The sequence below is a fragment of the Psychrobacter immobilis genome, from assembly GCF_904846285.1.
Taxonomy (GTDB): Bacteria; Pseudomonadota; Gammaproteobacteria; order Pseudomonadales; family Moraxellaceae; genus Psychrobacter; species Psychrobacter immobilis_D.
On record NZ_CAJHAD010000017.1, the window covers coordinates 1 to 20,172 of the forward strand.

Here is a 20,172-nt window from a genome sequence, read left to right on the forward strand (position 1 = left end):
GAATAGGTCATATATTCTTATACCATTTCGCTTGTTTTAAAACAATTGTATCTTATTTATAAAAGACTGACTATATATGCTATCCTCAATAAATTTATAGACTATTGTAATCATAAATAGCAATTTTTTACCTATTATTTTTCTATCCTTATACCATTTCTAATTGCCTGTATTACAGAGAGTTATCATGAGCGATGTTGAAGACAACAAGCTGCCAGTTGAATCTGAGCTACCACCTTACCGCCAAGCTGATACGCAAGCGCCTAAATCATCATCAAAATTCCCGTTATGGTTATTGCCAGTATTGGCTATCGTACTTGTCATTGGGGTGTTGGTTGGTAAATACTGGGGCGGCGATAAAGCAGCGAGTGATGAGTTACCAGGGGCTAGCAGTGCGCAAAGCGCAACTGCCGACCCAAAAGATAGCAGCAACCAGCAAGCGGTATTATCAGTCGAAACAATATCGCCAAGCCAAGATAGTATTGGTAACACGCTGAGTGCCGATGGCACCATCAATGCTAAAGACGTGGCTAATGTCAGCGCCAAAGTAAACGGCGTTGCGATTGAGCGTATATTGGTTCAAGAGGGCGATCGCGTCAAAGCGGGGCAAGTACTAGCGATATTTGATACTGATGCCATGGAGCAACAGGTTTTACAAGCTGAGGCAGATGTTGCCGAAGCAGAAGCAACGCTTGCCAATGCGACTGCCGATGCAGCCCGCGTCCTGCCGCTGATTGAGATAGATGCCATTAGTAGACAAGAAGCGGATCGCTATCGTACCTCTAAACTTCAAGCACAGGCGGCACTACAAGCATCTAAAGCGCGACTCAGTACCCAGCGTTTAAGTGTCAATAATGCCAATGTGGTCGCACCGGTCAGCGGTGTCATCAGTGAAAAAATGGCTGAGGTTGGTATGGTTGCTGGTGGTGAGCCATTATTTACCATTATTAAAGGCGGTGTTTTGGAATGGCGCGCGGATATCGATCCTAAACTCCTTGGTGAAGTAAATGTCGGCACGCCAGTGCGTGTCAGCTTACCGGGTGGCGATTCTGTGATGGGGCAAGTCAGTCGTATTGCACCAACGGCCGATAATAACCGTCAAATCACTATTTATGCTAGCCTCGCTGCTAACTCAAAAGTGCGTGCTGGCATGTACCAAACGGGTGAATTCCTATTGGGTAGTACTAGTGCTCAGACCGTACCAAATAGTGCCATTGTCAGCAATGATGGCTATGATTATGTGATGCTAGTGACCAATATCAGTAGCCAAGACGGTAAAAACATAGGACGTATCAAACAACAACGCGTGACTTTGGGTGAGCGCTTTGGTGATAATGTGGCGCTGACAGAGCCGCTACCAGCAGACAGCCGACTTGTGAAGCAAGGCGGCAGCTTCTTAAACGATGGCGACTTGGTACGTGTTGTTGATGGTCTAAATACAGCCAATGATAAATCAGGCAGCCAAACTGGCAAAGTTTCAAACGCTGCAAGCATTGGCACAGCCACGCAGGCGCGCTCATGAGTTTAAATGTCTCCGCTTACTCGATTAGAAATCCTTTAGTTGCCATCTTACTGTTTGTGCTGCTGACTTTGGGCGGCATCTACGGCTTTATGCAAATGAAGGTGCAACAATTCCCCGATATTGACCTACCAGCGGTGGTGGTTACCGTTACCTTACCGGGTGCCGCGCCATCGCAGCTCGAAAACGATATTGCAAAGAAGGTGGAGAATAAGCTCACCAGCATTGAGGGTGTCAAGCATATTCGCACCAGCCTACAGACGGGCGTAGCAACCATAGCCACCGAGTTTGTCTTAGAAAAAGACATCCAAGAAGCGGTCGACGATGTACGTTCGGCAGTCGGTGAAGTGCGTAGCGATTTGCCAGCTGCAGCCAATGACCCCATCATTACCAAGGTTTCAACCTCAGGATTTCCCGTCGTTACCTATTATGTTGCGTCTGAAAATATGAATGTGGAAGACTTGTCTTGGTTCGTTGATGATACGATTACCAAGCGTCTTTCCGACATACCGGGTGTCAGTACCGTCAGTCGCATCGGTGGGCTACAGCGAGAGATTACCGTTGCCGCTGACCCTATTACATTAAGTGGTCTTAAGCTTTCTATCACTCAGTTATCCAATCAAATCACCGGTATCCAGCAAGACAGCTCAGGCGGTGAAGCAGAAGTAGGCAAAACCACACAGACTATTCGCGTGCTTGGTGCTGTTGAACGTGTTAGCGATTTAAACAATTTACAAGTCGCTGTGCCGACAGGTGGTACGCAAGCGCTTGGACGTATGGCAGACATCACCGATGGCGCTGCTGACCCAAGCTCGATTGCCAAGCTCGATGGCGAAACGGTGGTGGCATTTAATATCACGCGTTCGCGCGGTGCTAGTGAAGTTGAAGTCATGGAGTTGGTTGACGCCGAGTTAGCCAAGCTGTCAGCCGATGTCGGCAATATCGATATTGAAAAAGTCTATGATCGAGCCACGCCCATCGCTGAAGATTATCAAGCGTCCTTACGCATGCTGATAGAAGGCGGTTTGCTTGCCGTAGTGGTAGTATTCTTATTTTTGCGCAATATCCGTGCCACCTTTGTGGCTGCAGTGGCATTGCCGTTGTCCGTTATCCCGACGTTTTTGGGCATGTACTTATTTGACTTTAGCTTAAATATTATCTCATTACTGGCACTATCACTGGTCATCGGCGTACTAGTTGATGATGCGATTGTAGAAGTTGAAAATATCATCCGCCATTTGCGTATGGGAAAGACGCCTTATGAAGCGGCGATGGAAGCGGCTGACGAGATTGGCTTAGCAGTCGTTGCGACCACTTTTACCCTAATTGCGGTGTTTTTACCGACTGCCTTTATGGGCGGGATTGTCGGGCAATTTTTCCGACAATTTGGTTGGACCGCAGCCTTATCCATATTTGCGTCGTTAATGGTCGCGCGTCTTATCACGCCGATGATGGCTGCTTATATATTACGACCAGAAAAAAAGCACGTCGAAAAACAAAGCGCGTTGATGGATTGGTATTTAAAAGTGGTGTCATGGACGCTGCATCATCGCTGGATTACGATGGGGGCGACGTTAATACTATTTGTGGCATCGTTGGCTTTAGTGAAATTACTACCAACCTCTTTTATTCCTGATAATGATATTGACCAGACGCGGGTTGAGATTGAGCTGACCCCTGATGTGGCGCTAGAAGATACCGAGCGTGTTGCGGCGATGGCAAGTGAGCGTATATTGGCCATGCCTGAAGTAACCCATATTTTTACCTCGGTAGGGGAAGCGCAAGCGGCAATGGAAGCCAGCTCTGGCGGCAAAGCTGAAAATATCGCGGGTTTGGATGTGGTGCTTGCTCCAAGAGCAGAGCGTGCCTCTAAGCAAGAAATCGAGCGTAAAATCAGTAGTATGTTGTCAGAAGTACCGGGTGCGCGCTTTACCGTTGGCTTATCGAGTGGCGGTGAAACTGGTTATAATTTTTCTTTGACCAGTACTGATCCGCGCCTGCTTGAGCAGACAGCGCAGCAAATGATGGCAGAGATTCGGGCGTTACCAAGCGCGGGTGCTGTCACCAGTGATCGCAGTCTGCCGCGCCAAGAGCTGACAGTGACACCAAACAGGCTAGCAATGGCCGATAAAGGCGTGACCACGCAAGATATTGCCGCCACCTTACGTGTGGCGACCGTTGGCGACTATGAGCAGCGTTTATCTAAACTGAATCTCGATACGCGCCAAGTCCCTATCGTAGTGCGCCTGCCAGATATCGCTAAGCAAAACGTCAGTCAGTTAGAAGGCTTATATGTGCCGAGTGCCTTACCTGCAGGACAAGGCGTACGAGTAGGTGAAGTGGCGTCATTAAACTTTGGTACTGGACCTGCGCAAATCAGCCGCCTCGATCGTGAGCGGGCGATTAGTATCACCGTTCAGCCCGCCAATGGTGAGCTGGGCGACTTGGTACAAGCGGTTAAAAGCATCCCAAGTATGCAACAGCTACCAGCCTCTATTACCATTATTGACCAAGGACAAGCAGAGAACATGGCTGAGCTATTTAGCGGCTTTGTGATTGCGATGTCGGTCGGTGTGGTCTGTATTTTAGGCGTGCTTATTTTATTATTTGGTCGTATATTGCAGCCATTTACTATTTTGATGGCGTTACCATTGTCTATCGGTGGCGCTTTTGTGGGCTTGGTGATTACTAATAGTAGTCTATCGATGCCATCGATGATTGGTTTTATTATGCTGATGGGCATCGCGACTAAAAACTCTATCTTATTGGTCGATTATGCATTGATTGCGCAGCGTCGAGGTTTGGCGCGTTTTGATGCCATTATCGACTCTTGTCGTAAGCGTGCTCGGCCGATTATTATGACCACCATTGCGATGGGCGCGGGTATGATGCCCTTGGTCTTTGGTTGGGGCGATGCCGATCCTACCTTCCGTCGTCCAATGGCCGCCGCTGTCTTGGGCGGTTTAGTTACCTCAACCTTATTAAGCCTGGTGGTCATACCCGTGGTTTATACCTTGATGGACGACTTATCAGGATGGTTTGGCAAATGGTTAATACCGCATGGCAAAGATAAGGAAAGTGTCGTTATTGAAAAGTAAACTATGTTGAGAAAGCATAAAGCATGATGCTCAAATATAGCCAACTACCAAAATCATCAAGTAGATAAGGTAAGTTATCCATTGAATATTGATATTGAAGGTGTAAAGTATTAGTTTTGTTTAAGGAGCTTTATTAAAATATTAATTAATATTCATAAAATTTCATATAATCTTGTAAAAGAGTGTTTTCAAGTTTGGATGCTTATTAATATTTGATATATTATAAAACCTTGAATTTAAAACATAAATAAAATTAACTTTTGTAAAAATAATGCGATTGGGTCGATAAAAGTATTGAAATCCATTAAATATTGCTTTATTGTAGCGGTATCAATTTTACTGAAAATGACAATGCTATAACGTTGTAGTATCACTATTGCGCTACAGCATTTTACATTGACATAAAGCAGACGGTTTGGTAATCTGAGCGTTAAGCTGTTCGCTTCCTACATGCTGTAGTTAATAGCGAAGTATACCGTACTATCTATACATGAGTAGTTCTTACATCGATATGAGGAAATAAAGATGAAACAAAAATATCTAGCAGTAGCATTGAGTGCTGTCTTCGCAGCAACAGCATTAGCAGGTTGTGGTAGTGATGGCGATAGCAGTTATAATCCTACGCCTACGCCTACGCCTACGCCTACGCCTACGCCTACGCCTACTCCAACACCTACGCCTACTCCAACACCTACGCCTACTCCAACACCTACTCCAACACCTACTCCAACACCTACTCCAACACCTACTCCAGGTCAAGGTGATGAAGACAACACTGGTGCAGCAGCTGAAGGTAACTTGGATCTAAACACTAAGACTACTGTTGGTGGTCAGCAGTATGTACGTGGTGATGCTGCTAACTTTGACCGTGTCTTAAACACTCCTAACACTACTAACGCTAACGCGACTGTATTGAACGGTATTACTCTACAGAACAAAAAACTTGATAACATCGTTATCGGTCGTGAAACTGTAAATCGTGAAGACGGTACACCTGAAGAAGCGGTACGTTATGCTGGTGAAGCGGTTGATGGCTTCTCTCTAGAAACTGAAGCTGCTACTACTGGCCTTCAAGAATATAACGTTGCCAATGGTATTGATGTAACTAGTGCTGATAATACTAAAAATGGTTTAGTTGTAATCAGTAAAGCACCTTCAGATACTAACTTTACTGTTACAGGTCAAGAAAACGACTCAGCTTCAAAAGGTAAAGTAAACGCAGTAACTGGTTCGAATCTTAACACTCGTATTTTCGGTAACAAATCTCTTGATACAACCAATGCTGCAGCTCTGAACAGCGTTCGCTTTGTTGCAGCTACTGATGCTGCTGGTAATCTAGTTGTTGATACAACAACTGCAACGCCATCGTTCAAAGAAATCAAACTTGATGATGTTCAATATGGTCGTGTGACTTCAAACATCGACAAACTACCTGATGCTACAACTGTAGATGGCACTACTTATTATCAGTCTGCTATTTCTGCAGCTGCTGATAGAAATTCTGCAGATACTGCTGATAAAGCTACAGTAGATACTTATTTCTACCGTGGTACTAACGAAACTACTGTTGCGCAAATGAATGCTATGCAAGCAACTGGCGGTAACGTTAGCTATGCAGGTCATGCATTAATGTATGGTATCGATAACTCGTACCATGGTAACCTAGGTGATCCTAACAGTAACTCTTTCGGTGATGCTGATAGAGCTTTAGAAGGTAAAGGTAACTTCGTACAAGCCAATGTAAACATGGCTGATAGAACTATCGCTGGTAACATCTTTAACGTTTGGGATGTACAACCAGGTGCAGCAGGTTCTGCAGTTGTTACTAAGCAAGATAACTTAGTTAACTTCAAAGGTCAGATCTTCGGTAACACTGCTAAAGGTGAATCACAATTAGCTTATGGTACTGATAAAACAGAAGGTACGTTTAAAGGTACTTTCTTCGGTCCTAACGCCGATGAGCTTGGTGGTGCTGTAAACTCTGTAACTAATGGTTATGGTGCTCCAGCTTGGGGTGGTGTATTTGGTGCAGAGAAAGTAGAAACTCCAAAACCACCTGTAATCACTCCTCCTGGCGGTAACGCTAACCAAACTGAGTAATAGTTTAGTTATTATCTAGTAATGAACAAGCAGACGGCCACCTTTGAGTGGTCGTTTGCGTATTTGATGATTAACAATTACTGATTGGAACCGTTATGCAATATTTTCGACACTCTGATATGTATAGTGCATTGGCTTTTATAGTAAGCTGTAGCGCTATGAACTTGCAAGCTGCTGAACCATCAACAGTGCCACTAGCCCCACAAGACAACTCCATTGAAACAATTAATAAGTTAATCAATCAATCGCGCCCAGATGAATTTGAAAGACTGCCAACAGATTTGCCTTCAGATGATTCTGGCCCAAAGATGAGTAAAGAAGAAAGCAAAGCTTATTTAAAAGCTAATCCTGCTGAGTTTGAGAAATTATTAAGTAATATGCTCAGACAAGCCAATGCTGAGTCATTAGAGGAATTACTCCCAGTTTATCAACAAGTACCTAATTATGATCCTTCAGTGATAGACTGGGGTAATGCTATTATCGCTGCAAAAAAAGGTAAGTTAGATGAAGCGGTAACTATGTATCGTAAGGTGAATGCGCAGTTACCTGAAGTTCAGATTTTAAGATTTCAGTTGGCCATGGCTCTGTACTACAACCGGCAATTTGATGCTGCACAGTCGGAGTTTGAAGCATTGCGTAGTGAAGCGCCTACTGAAGATGATGTAAAAGTTATTAATAACTATCTAAATGCTATTAACGCTCAAGACCGTTGGAGTTTTAATGGTTCAGTATCGTATATGGACGATAGTAATATCACTAACTCACCAGAGCAAGGTACACAGATCGTTAGACCTGATGGCTCAGTTCTTACTTACACATCGCCTAGAGAGTCAGGGAAAGGTTTTAACTTTAATGCAAGTGGTGATAGAAAATGGTTGTATGACAACAAGATATTTACCACTGTTAACTTAAATAGCTATGGTAAATACTACTGGGATAATAAAGACTATAATGATGTCACTGCTGGTATCGGCGCTGGTATTGGCTATCAGAATGCTGTTACAGAAGTGGAGATTGGTCCATTTTATAACAAACGCTGGTATGCGCAAGGTAAAAGCGGCGATGGTGGTTTACAGAGCTATGCAGATACTACGGGGATAAAGCTTAGCGCTAATCAATGGCTTAGTCCAAAGCTACGGTATCAGGGTTTGGCACGCTACGCTAAATCAAGCTATATAGATAAGTATGAATTTAATGATGGTGAAGACTGGCTGTTAGCAAATACCGCAGTTTATCTGCCAAATGGTCAGCAATTTTGGACATTTGGTGTTGATTATTCTACTCGAGATTCTGAAGATGATTCCTTAGCTTATGACCGTCCAGGTGTCAGAGTAGGTTGGGGTCAAACATGGCCAAAAGGTTATACTACAAGATTAGATCTTGGTTACGCAGAGCGTAATTATGATGGTGCAGACTTCTTTGGTATTCAACGTGAAAACAAAGAATACAGTGCGGGTATTACCGCATGGAATAGAGGTTTCTCTTTCTTGGGTCTGACACCGAGATTAAGTTGGAACTATAATAAAGTAACCAGTAATTCACCTTTTGAAGAATATGATAAAAATGATGTTTCAGTCGAATTGACTAAAGCATTCTAATTTTATTATTCATATATATAAGAGATATTAACTTATGCGCCGTTCGCTACCCATTGTTATAGGATTGCGCTTTACTCGTTCAGAAAATGCTAATAAGTTTTTATCTTTTATCTCATCGGTATCTATGGCAGGTCTAATACTTGGCGTTGCTGCATTAATTGTGGTGACGTCAGTCTTAAATGGTTTTGAAGAAGCGTTATCTAAAAAAATATTAGGAATGGTGCCACAGGCGGCGGTCTATTCGTCATTTCCCTTAGATGATTGGAAGCCGTTTGCGCAAGCCATAGAAAAAAACGATAGCAATGTAGTAGGGACCGCACCTTTTGTGCAGGCTCGAGGTATGTTGTCGCTAAATGGTGATGTAAATAGCACCATCATAAACGGTATAGAGCCAACTTCTCATGCTAAGGTATCTATTCTTAAACAAAGCATGGTAGCGGGTGATTTTGAAAGTTTAAATGCTGGTGCTAATAATATTATCCTCGGCAAATATGTCGTCGATAAATATGCTTTAAAGCTCGGTGATGAAGTTGGAATTATAATCTCTAAACCTTCTAATTCTACAGTCGGTATCACACCTACTTTTCATACTTATACGCTTACGGGCGTATTTCATGTCAGCCAAGAGATAGAGAAGTGGATGAGTTATATCGCCATGGATGATGCTTCTGATGCGGTAGGCTTAAATCACGGTGCGACTGGTATTCGTCTAAATTTAAAAGATGTTTTTACCTCTCAGGACTCAGCTAAGCAAGCATTAACTAGTGTTTCTACCCAAGCTTCTACTCTCCAAGATGTTCAAAAAGACGTTACTTTTTCTAGTGGAGACTGGACGCAGACCCATGGCAGTTTATATACTTCTATTCGTATGCAAAAAACCATGATGTCGTTACTTCTATTTCTCATTATTTTAGTTGCAGCATTTAACGTTATTTCAACATTAGTGATGAGCGTTACAGAAAAAAGATCAGATGTGGCGATACTAAAAACTTTTGGAGCGTCATCAAGTCTTATTTCCCGAATATTTATCGTTCAGGGGACTGTTATTGGCGTATTAGGTGTGCTTATTGGTTTAGCCTTAGGTATTGTACTGTCGCTTAGCATTCCTAGTGTGTCAGCTTGGATCAATGTCACTTTTGATTTAGGGCTTTTTGATAATTACTTTGTGGAGTCATTACCTTCCAAAATTAAACTCATAGATATACTGCTTATCTTAATATCTTCTTTAGTTGTCGTTTTATTATCTACTCTATATCCGTCATACAGTGCTGCTAAAATTGAACCTGTACAAGCATTAAAAGGTGAATAATTACCTATAATATTATCTGCTTCTCCATTTAGTTAATATAGTACAGCAACATATTCAGTCTGATACCTTTGCCATTTTCTTTATCATTTGTATTTTGAGTTCTACGTTATATGCGACTTCAATTTATGATAGTAAAATGCGAGTCAGTTGCTAAACCTGCTACATTATTCTCTTCAATCATCCAAGATTTTTCCATTCCTTTATAAATCTCATTTCCCGTAAAATAATCCACCAAAATCCCTGCTATCAAATCCTTCTCTATAATCAAATCTTAGTAACATGAATTTAACTCATCTTTAATTTAAATAGTATCATTTTTATTCATGATTGAGTTCGGGTATGATTTATCTCATACACAAATTTGGTTTTATCTCACATAATGAGATTAGGGTAGCGGATTATCATGAGTAAACAATTTACATATTCCATCTCGAGCATTCGTTTTGATGAAAACTATCATCCTGCAGATAGCACGCGTCTAACGACTAACTTTGCCAATTTGGCACGCGGTGAACATCGCGAAGAAAATCTGCGTAAAACGTTAAGAATGATCAATAATCGTTTTAATGCCTTGGCGCATTGGGATAACCCAACTGCCGACCGTTATTCTGTTGAAGTTGATATTATTTCAGCAGATTTGGATATCGAAGGTCATGGGCATACCTTTCCTATCATTGAAACGCTTAAAACAACGATTGTCGACCATAAAAACAACACCCGTATCGACGGTATGATTGGCAATAGCTTCTCCTCTTATGTGCGCGATTATGACTTTAGCATCGTCCTATTAGAGCATTTTGACAAGAACCCAACTTTACCACCGCCAGCAGATTTTGGTGATTTGCACGGAAAACTGTTTCAGTATTTATTGAATTCAGAAGCCTATCAAGCTGAGTTTAATAAACAGCCGGTGATTTGCCTGAGTGTATCAACCAGTAAAACCTATCATCGTACGATTAATCAGCATCCGGTATTAGGGGTGGAGTATAGACAAGATGGCTGCTCTTCGAACAAGGGGTCGTTGACTGATGAGTACTTTTCCAAAATGGGTTTAACCGTGCGCTACTTTATGCCTGCTGGTAGTGTGGCGCCTTTAGCGTTTTATTTTGCCGGTGACTTGCTGAGCGATTACACCGACCTTGAGCTCATCAGTGCGATTGCTACCATGGAAACTTTCCAAAAGATTTATCGTCCCGAAATTTATAATGCCAACTCGACAGCAGGTCAGGTGTATCAACCCAGCTTAAAGTATCAGGATTATTCCCTAACGCAAATTGTCTATGACCGCGAAGAGCGTAGCCAAATGGCGGTGAAGCAAGGCAAGTTTACGGAAGCGCAATTTATTCAGCCCTATCAAGCTATTCTTGAAGAATGGGCAGCAAGCTATGATGTGAATGAGCGCGTGGTAGAAGAGTGTGCAGATAAAGAATACGCCGCCTAAATACGTTCAATTTAGATACGTTCAATCTAGCTGAAATGAGAATACGAATAAATAAGAAGATAAATCCTATGACACTATTATTACCGAAACAAAAATTATTACCGACATCAACCGCGGGCAGCTTGCCAAAACCTTCTTGGCTAGCTGAACCTGAAAAAATTTGGTCACCTTGGGCTTTAGAAGGCGAGCAACTGCTTGAAGCCAAACAAGATGCGCTACGGGTGTCATTACAAGAGCAACTACAGGCAGGGATTGATATCGTCAGTGATGGCGAGCAGACGCGTCAGCATTTTGTCACCACCTTTATTGAACATCTCGATGGTGTCGATTTCGAAAAGCGTGAAACCGTTAAAATTCGTAATCGCTATGAGGCCAGTGTGCCGTCAGTGGTTGGGGATGTGAGCCGTCAAAAACCTGTGTTTGTTGACGATGCCAAATTTTTACGCTCGCAAACCGATCAGCTAATCAAATGGGCGTTGCCCGGCCCGATGACGATGATTGATACCTTATATGATGGTCATTATAAAAGCCGCGAAAAATTGGCTTGGGAATTTGCTAAAATCCTCAATCAAGAAGCGAAAGACTTAGAAGCGGCTGGTGTCGATATTATCCAATTTGATGAACCGGCTTTTAATGTTTTCTTCGATGATGTCAACGATTGGGGTATCGCCACTTTAGAGCGTGCTATCGAAGGTTTAAAGTGTGAAACAGCGGTGCATATTTGCTATGGCTACGGCATCAAAGCCAATACCGATTGGAAGAAAACCTTAGGTACAGAGTGGCGTCAATATGAACAAGCCTTTCCAAAATTGCAGCAGTCAAATATTGATATTGTCTCTTTAGAGTGTCAAAACTCGCATGTGCCGATGGATTTGATTGAGTTAATCCGCGGTAAAAAGGTGATGGTTGGCGCCATTGATGTGGCAACCAATAGCATTGAAACCCCAGAAGAAGTGGCAGATACCTTACGCAAAGCGCTGCAGTTTGTTGATGCGGATAAGCTTTACCCTTCGACTAACTGCGGCATGGCACCGTTATCTCGCCAAGTTGCACGCGACAAATTGTATGCTTTGAGCGCGGGCGCAGAAATCGTACGCCAAGAGCTAAGCGTTTAGCATTTCTTAACAAACGCTAGCTTGTTTAAACCTATGAGTGACCTCAGTTATCAATGTACTTAAAGATTAAAATTTAGGAGTTAAGTCATGATTGAAGCAACTGATTTTAGAGAGGGCATGTCTCTATTACCGACGGCGGTCAATGTGATCACCACAAAAGGCAACTCTGGTTGTCATGGGTTTACCGCTTCTGCGGTATGTAGCGTGACTGACACACCGCCAACCTTGCTTGTCTGTATGAATCAGACCTCTCGCTCACACGCCCATTTTCTTGAAAATAAAACGTTAAGTGTCAATGTGTTAGGCACCCAGCATGAGTCTATATCCAATGCCTTTGCCTCCAAACTATGCTCAGAAGAGCGATTTGAGCATGGCGCTTGGACGACATTAGCCACAGGTGCGCCTATTTTAGAAGACGCATTGGTCAGTTTCGATTGTGAGATTGAAGACATTCAACAAGTGGGTACACATAGTATCTTTATGTGCCGAGTTGTTGCTATCAAACAAAGTGAGAGCGATGAAAGTTTGGTATATTTTAATCGCTCATACCATCAAGTAGGTCAAGTCGCTCAAATAGAAATCGCTTAAATTAGCGTTCAAGTTAGTTTTTAAGTCGGCCCTCGAATCGATGAGCATTTCACTCACATAACCCTTCAATCATTTAACCGAGAAGTAACTATCCTGTGGAAATACTCATTTTCTTAATAATAGGCGCGCTAGCAGGATTTGCTGCGGGGCTGTTTGGCGTGGGTGGTGGCACCATCATCGTACCGTTGTTATTTATCGTCTTTACCCAAATGGGCTACAGCCCTGACAATATAATGCATCTGGCGTTAGGGACGTCACTGGCGACCATCATTGTCACCTCTATCAGTTCGCTCATGGCGCATAATAAGAAAGGCGCTGTTATGTGGCCGGTGTTTAAAAACTTGGCACCAGGTTTAGCCATTGGTTGCTTTTTTGGCGCAGGAATTGCGGGACAGATATCTGGATTGTATCTTCAGCTGATTGTTGGGGTGTTTTTACTGTGGGTCGCTTATAAGATGTTTTTTGGTGGCAAAAAACCAGTTTCTAGCCATACTAATGATGCCAATGGCGCTAGTAATATCAGGGGAGTGAACCATGCCAATACAGCACTGCCGTCAAAACCTAAGCAACTAGCGTCAGGCGGCGTTATCGGTATCGCTTCTGCTATCTTTGGTATTGGCGGTGGCAGCTTAACCGTCCCTTACCTCACGCGTTATGGCGTGGTTATGCAAAAAGCAGTTGGTACGTCAGCGGCATGTGGCTTGCCGATTGCCATTGCCGGTGCGTTAGGGTTTATGCTCTTTGGGATGCAGCAGCAAGTCGATGTACCAAATACCATTGGCTTTGTCCATATTTATGCCTTTTTAGGCATTAGTATCATGAGTTTTTTCACCGCGAAGTTAGGTGCAAAAGTCGCTCATATACTATCGCCAGAACTATTAAAGAAATGCTTTGCGGTGTTATTAACGGTGGTTGGGTGCTATTTTCTTTATAAAGGGCTGGTTTAAATATTCATATTTGTATAATAGGGCGTGTTCTCTTTAGAATGAGGACACGCCCTAATCATATTATTTTGGATAATTATGTTTAATAAACTTAAAGCATTGGCTGTACTTTCAGCTTTTCTAATACTTATCGCCTGTTCGGATGACAACTCTAATTTAGCTCCTGATGAAAGCGTTACTAAGGCTAGCAATCACGAGCGTGATGTACAGGAGATGTATCGTAATATCGATATGTTGACAAGAGAGTTGCCAAGCGTACTTGATGAAGTCACCACTTTAGAAAAGATTGATTTTGATGGAACAACGGTCACTTTCGGTTATAGGCTGAAGGTATCTGGTTATAATGCATCTGAAAGAAAAGAGATTGAAACGGTAATGCGCAATGAACATACTGAGTTAGCCTGTGCAGAAGCAGAGGTTATTCAAGGTATAAATATGGGATTTGATTATCAGTATAGCTATTACGATTTAGATGATATTAAAGTGGGTAGTTTTGATGTCACAAAAGACATTTGCGACAACCTAAATAAGGCTGAGTCTGAAATAGGAACATAATCAATTCCGGTTTGCTTTGCTGCTCAATATAATACTTATACAGACATATATCCAAGTTAATGAAATTTTCCATGTTCATTACACAAAAAATCCTTTGCTATCTAGTTAATACTAGACAGCAAAGGATTCAGTATTATACAATACTATGATAAGTAATTTATGATTAAAAATACTTTAAAATCAAATACTTAAGCTACTCAACCGTCACTGATTTTGCGAGGTTACGTGGCTGATCGACATCTGTACCGCGCATTACCGCTACATGATACGAAAGTAATTGTACTGGCACACTATAAACGATAGGGGCAAGCGTCTCGCAAACCTCAGGTACATAGACCACGTGCATTCTATCTTCTGCGACCATCTTACTTTCTTCACTGGCAAATACAAACAACTCACCGTGGCGCGCATGTACCTCTTGCATGTTGGCTTTTAGCTTATCAAACATACTGTCTTTTGGTGCTAGCACCACGATAGGCATATCTTTATCAACCAATGCCAATGGGCCATGTTTTAGCTCACCTGCGGCATAGCCTTCTGCGTGAATATAAGAGATTTCTTTTAGCTTTAGGGCACCTTCTAGAGCAATAGGGAACTGTAAACCGCGACCTAAGAATAAGCAGCTTTTCTTATATTCAAAGTGCTCACTCATGGCTTTGATAGGCGCATCAAGGTTCAAGCTGGCATGTAGTTGACCGGGTAATTGTTGTAATTGACCAAGCAGAATGGTCAAGTTTTCGCCCGTCATACGCTCTTGCAGGACACCCACTTTTAACACCAGTAGCATCAAAGCAGCTAGCTGAGTCGTAAAGGCTTTGGTAGAAGCAACACCAATCTCAGGGCCAGCAAGCGTTGGTAAAAAAATGTCTGTCTCACGGACCAAAGATGATGTCGGTACATTACATAAGGCCAAGCTTACCAGACCTATTGGCGCTTGCTTTTGGGTATCACGAAGCGCGGATAAGGTATCCGCTGTTTCACCAGATTGCGAAATACAAATGACCAATGTGTTGTCGACGACGACCGGATTGCGGTAGCGGAACTCACTAGCAACTTCAACGGAACAAGGCACACGAATTAGGCTCTCAAACCAATATTTTGCCACCAAACCTGAGTGATAACTGGTGCCACAAGCGATGACTTGGACGTGCTTAATGCCTTTTAATTGCGCTTCATGACGTTGTAAAAAGTCGTCGCGCAATTTAAAAGTTGTACCGTTATCAACTGCCATCTCAACAGTTCTTCTGACAGCATCTGGCTGCTCATAGATTTCTTTAAGCATATAATGCTTAAACTCACCTTTATCGGCATTATGCTGGGTCGCGTCAATTTCATGTATCTGACGTTTTACTTCAACGCCATCGGCATAAACGGTAATACTGTCGCGAGTCATTCTGGCAATATCGCCTTCTTCTAGATACATAAAGCGATTGGTGACCGGTAATAGGGCTAATTGATCAGAGGCAATAAAGTTCTCGCCAATCCCAACACCGATGACCAAAGGAGAACCTAAGCGGACGGTAATAAGCTCATCTGGGCAATCGATATGCAAAATACCAAGGGCAAAAGCGCCATGTAATAAAGGAATAACCGCACGAACGGCTTCTAATAAATCAGGCGTGCTTTTGTAGATATCATTTATTAAATGGGCGACAACTTCGGTATCGGTTTGCGAGGTAAACTCGTAGCCTTTGGCAATCAGATCTTCTTTTAATTCGGCATAGTTCTCAACGATACCGTTGTGGACGACAGCGATTTTACCTGATATGTGCGGGTGCGCGTTACGCTGAGCAGGTTCGCCATGCGTTGCCCAACGTGTATGAGCAATACCGATATGACCATCGAAAAATTCAGGATTCGTTGCAACGGCATCGACCAGCGCTTGCACTTTACCTACTTGACGCTCGCGATGTAGCTCGCCATCACGAATGACAGTCAGACCGGCAGAGTCATAACCACGGTATTCTAGGCGCTTAAGACCTTCAAGTAAGATATTGGCGATATTACGCTCAGCGACTGCTCCAACGATTCCACACATAACTATTCCTTAAATTCGATTTTTTAATATTTTCATACATGATGATATTTAATTAAGCTATAAATATGAATAAGCAGCACCACAAATCATTGCCGTACTGCTTAATTTTGCTTACTTTTTAACATTATTAGGCGTATCTAGTTTCAGACTTATTCTGATCCTTTAGTAAATTCAAAAACTTCGCCTTGATTCGTGATGACTTTTTCAAAACCTTTTTTTGATTTTAATGACTTGGCTGGAATATCATTTACAGTAGCAGAGTCATCATCATTGATATATATCCAAACTTCATTGCTATTAGGGTAGGTCATGATATAACGCTGATAGGTCTTAATATGACCTTGGTCATCCGGGGATTCCATGCCAACGCCCCAATTGAAATGGCACCTACCTGAGTATTTCAGTACTGTCTTAGCATCAAAGTATTTGCACTCGGCATCATATTCTAGCGTCGTACTCGCTGACGCTATTGAAAATGGCATCATGATTAGTACTAAAGTAACGGATAATATATTTTTCATAACATTTACCCTTAAGTCAAGCTAGATTAGGAAGAGCAGTGCTACAAGGGTTTTCGTACTGCTTAAGCTTAGTTAAAAACCCTTATCCTTGATTTAAGTACCAGTTCATCCGTTATTTTTTGGTCGGACGTTGGAAATCATCTTTTTGTGTTTGACGAGCGCGACCAAAGGCTAATGCTTTATCATCAACGTCTTTGGTGATCACAGAACCTGCAGCAACCGTTGCGGTATCACCAATCGTTACGGGAGCAACTAAGCTAGTGTTTGAACCAATGAAGGCATTGTCGTTAATGATGGTTTGCGATTTATTGACGCCATCATAATTACAAGTAATCGTGCCCGCACCAATATTGACGTTCGTACCGATGATGGCGTCACCAATATAACTCAGATGATTTACTTTGCTGCCATGACCAACGGTTGATTTTTTAATTTCGACAAAATTTCCAACTTTACTGTTGTCAGCCAAGACGGTCTCAGGACGCAAATGGGCAAAAGGACCAACATCAACACCTGCACCAATCTCAGCACGATCAATCACGCAATAAGGTTTGATATGACAAGCGTTGCCAATACGAGCGTTTTTAATCACACAGCCCGCTTCGATATAAACGTTATCGCCTAAGACGCAATCGCCCTCAAATACCACTCCCACATCAACGAACACATCTTGACCGGTAGTTAAGGTACCACGAATATCAACACGATTTGGGTCGGCAAACTGCACACCGGCTTCTTGCAGGTCTGCAACCAATTTTCCTTGCCACGTGCGCTCTAAATTGGCAAGCTGTTGGCGGTTATTGACGCCTTCAATCTCAAAGGTATGCTCAGGCTCAATCGCAACGATATTAATGCCTTCAGCGACCGCCATTTTAACAATATCAGTTAGATAATATTCTTGCTGCGCATTATTATTAGACAGTTTTGGCAGATATTTATGCAATAGTGCATTATCAACGCAATAAATACCGCTATTAATCTCTTGAATTTTTTGCTCATCGGCGCTGGCATCTTTTTGCTCGACGATCGCTTCAATATTGCCATCTTTATCACGTTTGATACGACCGAGACCAAAAGGGTTTTCAACCGTCAAGGTCAACATCGACATACCGTCAGTATTGGCAGACTTTAATGCCGTTAACGTCTGGCAGCTGACCAATGGCACATCACCATAAAGAATCAGACTTTGACCTTCTTTTGGTAAATCAGACAGCGTCACTTTTACCGCATGTCCTGTCCCTAACTGCTCAGTCTGGGCGACCCAAGTAATAGGCAGGTGCGCATATTGCTCACTAATGTCTGCTTGGACTTGCTCGCCGCCAAAACCATGAACAATAATAGTGTCATCAACGATCAATTGATGACAGGTATCAAGCACATGACCCAATAGTGACTTGCCAGCCAGTGTCTGCAGCACTTTTGGCTTGGCTGACTGCATACGCGTGCCTTTGCCAGCAGCGAGGATAATTACCGAAAGAGAAGATGTCATAATAGCCTACAAATGTAACAAAATATAAGTTTGAATTATAACGTAAATCGTCATTTAACCAAAATGCTATGTCGTGACATCTTTGTAATCTTAATATTGTTTTATCCAGCTAGCACCAAAAATTCTAGCGCATAAAATTAGGGAGACGATAAAAGATGTTAAGAAATGAAAGACGTGAAAGCATAAAGGTAGTCTAACTAAAAATTAGATAATGATGATTGTTAATCAGCAAGGGTAAAAATAAAAGTATAAACAATCACCCAAATAGCTGCCGCCATGATGCCAGCGATAATATCATCGAGCATAATACCCAGACCGCCCGCGACTTTTTTATCCGCCCAGCTAATCGGCGGTGGCTTAATAATGTCAAAAAAGCGGAATAATATAAAGGCGATAATGATTGCTACGATAGTAGATATTTGGGCGATATTTTGCCAAAAATTGCCGTCAGCAATACCCATATAAGATAGCGGCAGTAATGTAAGCCACATACCTGCCCATTCATCCCAAACAATGTGCGGATTATCGTGACCGCCCATCAGCTCTGAGGTACGACCGCATATCGCATTACCAAGCAAACAAGCTAAAATGGTCATAATCAAAAACGGCACAAAGCCTAAACTTAATAAAGGTATCGCAACGATTAAACCGCCAACTGTGCCCCAAGTACCGGGGGCACGGCGAGGCAGACCACTGCCTAAACCAATACCAAGCCAATAAATTAAACGGTCAAGCGCACTGGCATTGGCGGGAAGAGGCGGGCAATCATTGGCTTTACGGATGTCAGGCTTAATAAGGTCGTGATCAATCATGGGTTAACCTGCAAAATGTTGGTAACCCATCAGATTGGGCCAAGTAGGAAATGGGGTTGGATGAGTCGGTGTGACTGGCTGACCTTGATAAAAAAGCGCTGGTCGTAAATTCGTAGTAGCATTTGCCTGGTTTATGGCTATTACTTCACCTATACAGGTAACAGGCGTATTAGCGTCCTTACTATTAGGCGGTTCGATATGAGCAGGCAAGGTAAAAGCCAGTTCATAATCATCGCCACCTGCCAATTGACACAATAAACGCTCAGATAAATCGATGCTGACTAATGGTTTGCTAGTAGGCAGATTTTCCAAATTAAGTCGCATAGCGATACCGCTTTGCTGGCAGATATGCCCAAGGTCTTGATACAAACCATCAGAGATATCTATCATAGAAGTTGCACCAACTTTCGCTAGTGCGGTACCTAAGGTAATACGAGGCGTTGGCATATGCAATCGATGTGCAAGCTCAATACCGACAGCATTATCAGGATGTTGTAGCGCATAAGCGGCATCGCCAAGCGTGCCTGAGACATAGACTTTATCACCAACTTGCGCGCCTGAGCGGTAAACAGCTGGTGTGTTGGCATCAAGCAATCCTTGCGCGCTGACACTGAGTATCAAGCTATCACTGCGCGTGGTATCACCGCCAATAAGCGTCACACCAAATAGCTGGCAAGCATGAAATAAACCGTTGGCAAACTCAGTCAGCCATTGCTCATTCGCCAAACGCTCAGGTAAGGCTAATGCCAATAAAATACTGTGCGGGGTGGCGCCCATCGCGGCAATATCTGAGACATTTACCGCAACGGCTTTATAGCCGATAGAAAAGGCAAGCTTATTCACTTGCTCCCAATCAGCGCTAAAGTGACGACCTTGAACGAGGGTATCAATACAGCTGACCAAGCGCGCGCCTGCAGGCAAGCTCATTACCGCGGCATCATCACCAATGCCTTTTTCGACATTGCCTTTATCGACAATGCTAGACGATGACTGTGCAGCTTGGATTTGGGAAAATATACGCTCAATCAGCTCAAACTCATTCATG

General features: G+C 42.8%; 15 protein-coding genes. 10 read left to right on the forward strand and 5 right to left on the reverse strand.

Annotated elements, in window-relative coordinates; genetic code table 11:
- Positions 1 to 187: 187 nt before the first annotated feature.
- The 10 genes from JMX13_RS10045 to JMX13_RS10090 all read left to right on the forward strand — a co-directional run bounded on the left by JMX13_RS10045 (position 188) and on the right by JMX13_RS10090 (position 14,267).
- On the forward strand, positions 188 to 1,522 hold the full coding sequence (locus JMX13_RS10045; protein ID WP_201612359.1) for an efflux RND transporter periplasmic adaptor subunit: 1,335 nt from the start codon (positions 188 to 190) through the stop codon (positions 1,520 to 1,522).
- Positions 1,519 to 4,617: an efflux RND transporter permease subunit gene (locus tag JMX13_RS10050; RefSeq protein ID WP_201612360.1), complete on the forward strand. Its 3,099-nt coding sequence runs from the start codon at positions 1,519 to 1,521 to the stop codon at positions 4,615 to 4,617. Before JMX13_RS10045 ends, JMX13_RS10050 begins: the two co-directional genes overlap by 4 nt.
- 525 nt (positions 4,618 to 5,142) lie before the next feature.
- Positions 5,143 to 6,717 carry a transferrin-binding protein-like solute binding protein gene (locus JMX13_RS10055; RefSeq protein WP_201612361.1) on the forward strand — a complete coding sequence of 525 codons (1,575 nt, stop codon included), beginning with the start codon at positions 5,143 to 5,145 and terminating at the stop codon, positions 6,715 to 6,717.
- A gap of 95 nt (positions 6,718 to 6,812) precedes the next feature.
- The gene (locus JMX13_RS10060) at positions 6,813 to 8,315 is read left to right on the forward strand and encodes a surface lipoprotein assembly modifier (protein ID WP_201612362.1); all 1,503 of its coding nucleotides are present in this window, start codon (positions 6,813 to 6,815) and stop codon (positions 8,313 to 8,315) included.
- A gap of 34 nt (positions 8,316 to 8,349) precedes the next feature.
- Complete coding sequence (locus JMX13_RS10065; RefSeq protein ID WP_201612363.1) at positions 8,350 to 9,624, forward strand: lipoprotein-releasing ABC transporter permease subunit; 1,275 nt, start codon at positions 8,350 to 8,352, stop codon at positions 9,622 to 9,624.
- Positions 9,625 to 10,027: 403 nt separating this feature from the next.
- The gene (locus JMX13_RS10070; RefSeq protein ID WP_201612364.1) at positions 10,028 to 11,065 is read left to right on the forward strand and encodes a DUF1852 domain-containing protein; all 1,038 of its coding nucleotides are present in this window, start codon (positions 10,028 to 10,030) and stop codon (positions 11,063 to 11,065) included.
- A 68-nt stretch (positions 11,066 to 11,133) separates the two neighbouring features.
- Positions 11,134 to 12,180 (forward strand): methionine synthase, encoded by a 1,047-nt coding sequence (locus JMX13_RS10075; protein ID WP_201612365.1) that lies wholly within the window; start codon positions 11,134 to 11,136, stop codon positions 12,178 to 12,180.
- An 87-nt stretch (positions 12,181 to 12,267) separates the two neighbouring features.
- On the forward strand, positions 12,268 to 12,768 hold the full coding sequence (locus JMX13_RS10080) for a flavin reductase (protein WP_201612366.1): 501 nt from the start codon (positions 12,268 to 12,270) through the stop codon (positions 12,766 to 12,768).
- Positions 12,769 to 12,863: 95 nt separating this feature from the next.
- On the forward strand, positions 12,864 to 13,715 hold the full coding sequence (locus JMX13_RS10085; protein WP_201612367.1) for a sulfite exporter TauE/SafE family protein: 852 nt from the start codon (positions 12,864 to 12,866) through the stop codon (positions 13,713 to 13,715).
- 75 nt (positions 13,716 to 13,790) lie between these two features.
- Positions 13,791 to 14,267, forward strand: a complete 477-nt coding sequence (locus JMX13_RS10090; RefSeq protein WP_201612368.1) for a hypothetical protein — start codon at positions 13,791 to 13,793, stop codon at positions 14,265 to 14,267.
- 193 nt (positions 14,268 to 14,460) lie between these two features.
- Here JMX13_RS10090 and glmS read toward each other — a convergent pair whose 3' ends face one another.
- The 5 genes from glmS to thiL all read right to left on the reverse strand — a co-directional run bounded on the left by glmS (position 14,461) and on the right by thiL (position 20,171).
- On the reverse strand, positions 14,461 to 16,305 hold the full coding sequence (gene glmS / locus JMX13_RS10095) for a glutamine--fructose-6-phosphate transaminase (isomerizing) (protein WP_201612369.1): 1,845 nt from the start codon (positions 16,303 to 16,305) through the stop codon (positions 14,461 to 14,463).
- Positions 16,306 to 16,454: 149 nt separating this feature from the next.
- Complete coding sequence (locus JMX13_RS10100) at positions 16,455 to 16,790, reverse strand: hypothetical protein (protein WP_201612370.1); 336 nt, start codon at positions 16,788 to 16,790, stop codon at positions 16,455 to 16,457.
- A 148-nt stretch (positions 16,791 to 16,938) separates the two neighbouring features.
- Entirely contained in the window at positions 16,939 to 18,315 is a 1,377-nt protein-coding gene (gene glmU / locus JMX13_RS10105) for a bifunctional UDP-N-acetylglucosamine diphosphorylase/glucosamine-1-phosphate N-acetyltransferase GlmU (protein ID WP_201612371.1), read from the reverse strand.
- Between the two features lie 221 nt (positions 18,316 to 18,536).
- Positions 18,537 to 19,127 (reverse strand): phosphatidylglycerophosphatase A, encoded by a 591-nt coding sequence (locus JMX13_RS10110; RefSeq protein ID WP_201612372.1) that lies wholly within the window; start codon positions 19,125 to 19,127, stop codon positions 18,537 to 18,539.
- A gap of 3 nt (positions 19,128 to 19,130) precedes the next feature.
- Complete coding sequence (gene thiL, locus JMX13_RS10115; RefSeq protein WP_201612373.1) at positions 19,131 to 20,171, reverse strand: thiamine-phosphate kinase; 1,041 nt, start codon at positions 20,169 to 20,171, stop codon at positions 19,131 to 19,133.
- Between the last annotated feature and the right edge of the window lies 1 nt (position 20,172).

Coding starts and splice junctions, on each gene's coding strand:
- glmS (WP_201612369.1), bottom strand. CDS start 16,305: ATGTGTGGAATCGTTGGAGCAGTCGCTGAGCGTAATATCGCCAATATC.
- thiL (WP_201612373.1), bottom strand. CDS start 20,171: ATGAATGAGTTTGAGCTGATTGAGCGTATATTTTCCCAAATCCAAGCT.
- JMX13_RS10090 (WP_201612368.1), top strand. CDS start 13,791: ATGTTTAATAAACTTAAAGCATTGGCTGTACTTTCAGCTTTTCTAATA.
- JMX13_RS10065 (WP_201612363.1), top strand. CDS start 8,350: ATGCGCCGTTCGCTACCCATTGTTATAGGATTGCGCTTTACTCGTTCA.
- JMX13_RS10060 (WP_201612362.1), top strand. CDS start 6,813: ATGCAATATTTTCGACACTCTGATATGTATAGTGCATTGGCTTTTATA.
- JMX13_RS10080 (WP_201612366.1), top strand. CDS start 12,268: ATGATTGAAGCAACTGATTTTAGAGAGGGCATGTCTCTATTACCGACG.
- JMX13_RS10075 (WP_201612365.1), top strand. CDS start 11,134: ATGACACTATTATTACCGAAACAAAAATTATTACCGACATCAACCGCG.
- JMX13_RS10055 (WP_201612361.1), top strand. CDS start 5,143: ATGAAACAAAAATATCTAGCAGTAGCATTGAGTGCTGTCTTCGCAGCA.
- JMX13_RS10050 (WP_201612360.1), top strand. CDS start 1,519: ATGAGTTTAAATGTCTCCGCTTACTCGATTAGAAATCCTTTAGTTGCC.
- JMX13_RS10100 (WP_201612370.1), bottom strand. CDS start 16,790: ATGATGCCATTTTCAATAGCGTCAGCGAGTACGACGCTAGAATATGAT.
- JMX13_RS10045 (WP_201612359.1), top strand. CDS start 188: ATGAGCGATGTTGAAGACAACAAGCTGCCAGTTGAATCTGAGCTACCA.
- JMX13_RS10110 (WP_201612372.1), bottom strand. CDS start 19,127: ATGATTGATCACGACCTTATTAAGCCTGACATCCGTAAAGCCAATGAT.
- glmU (WP_201612371.1), bottom strand. CDS start 18,315: ATGACATCTTCTCTTTCGGTAATTATCCTCGCTGCTGGCAAAGGCACG.
- JMX13_RS10070 (WP_201612364.1), top strand. CDS start 10,028: ATGAGTAAACAATTTACATATTCCATCTCGAGCATTCGTTTTGATGAA.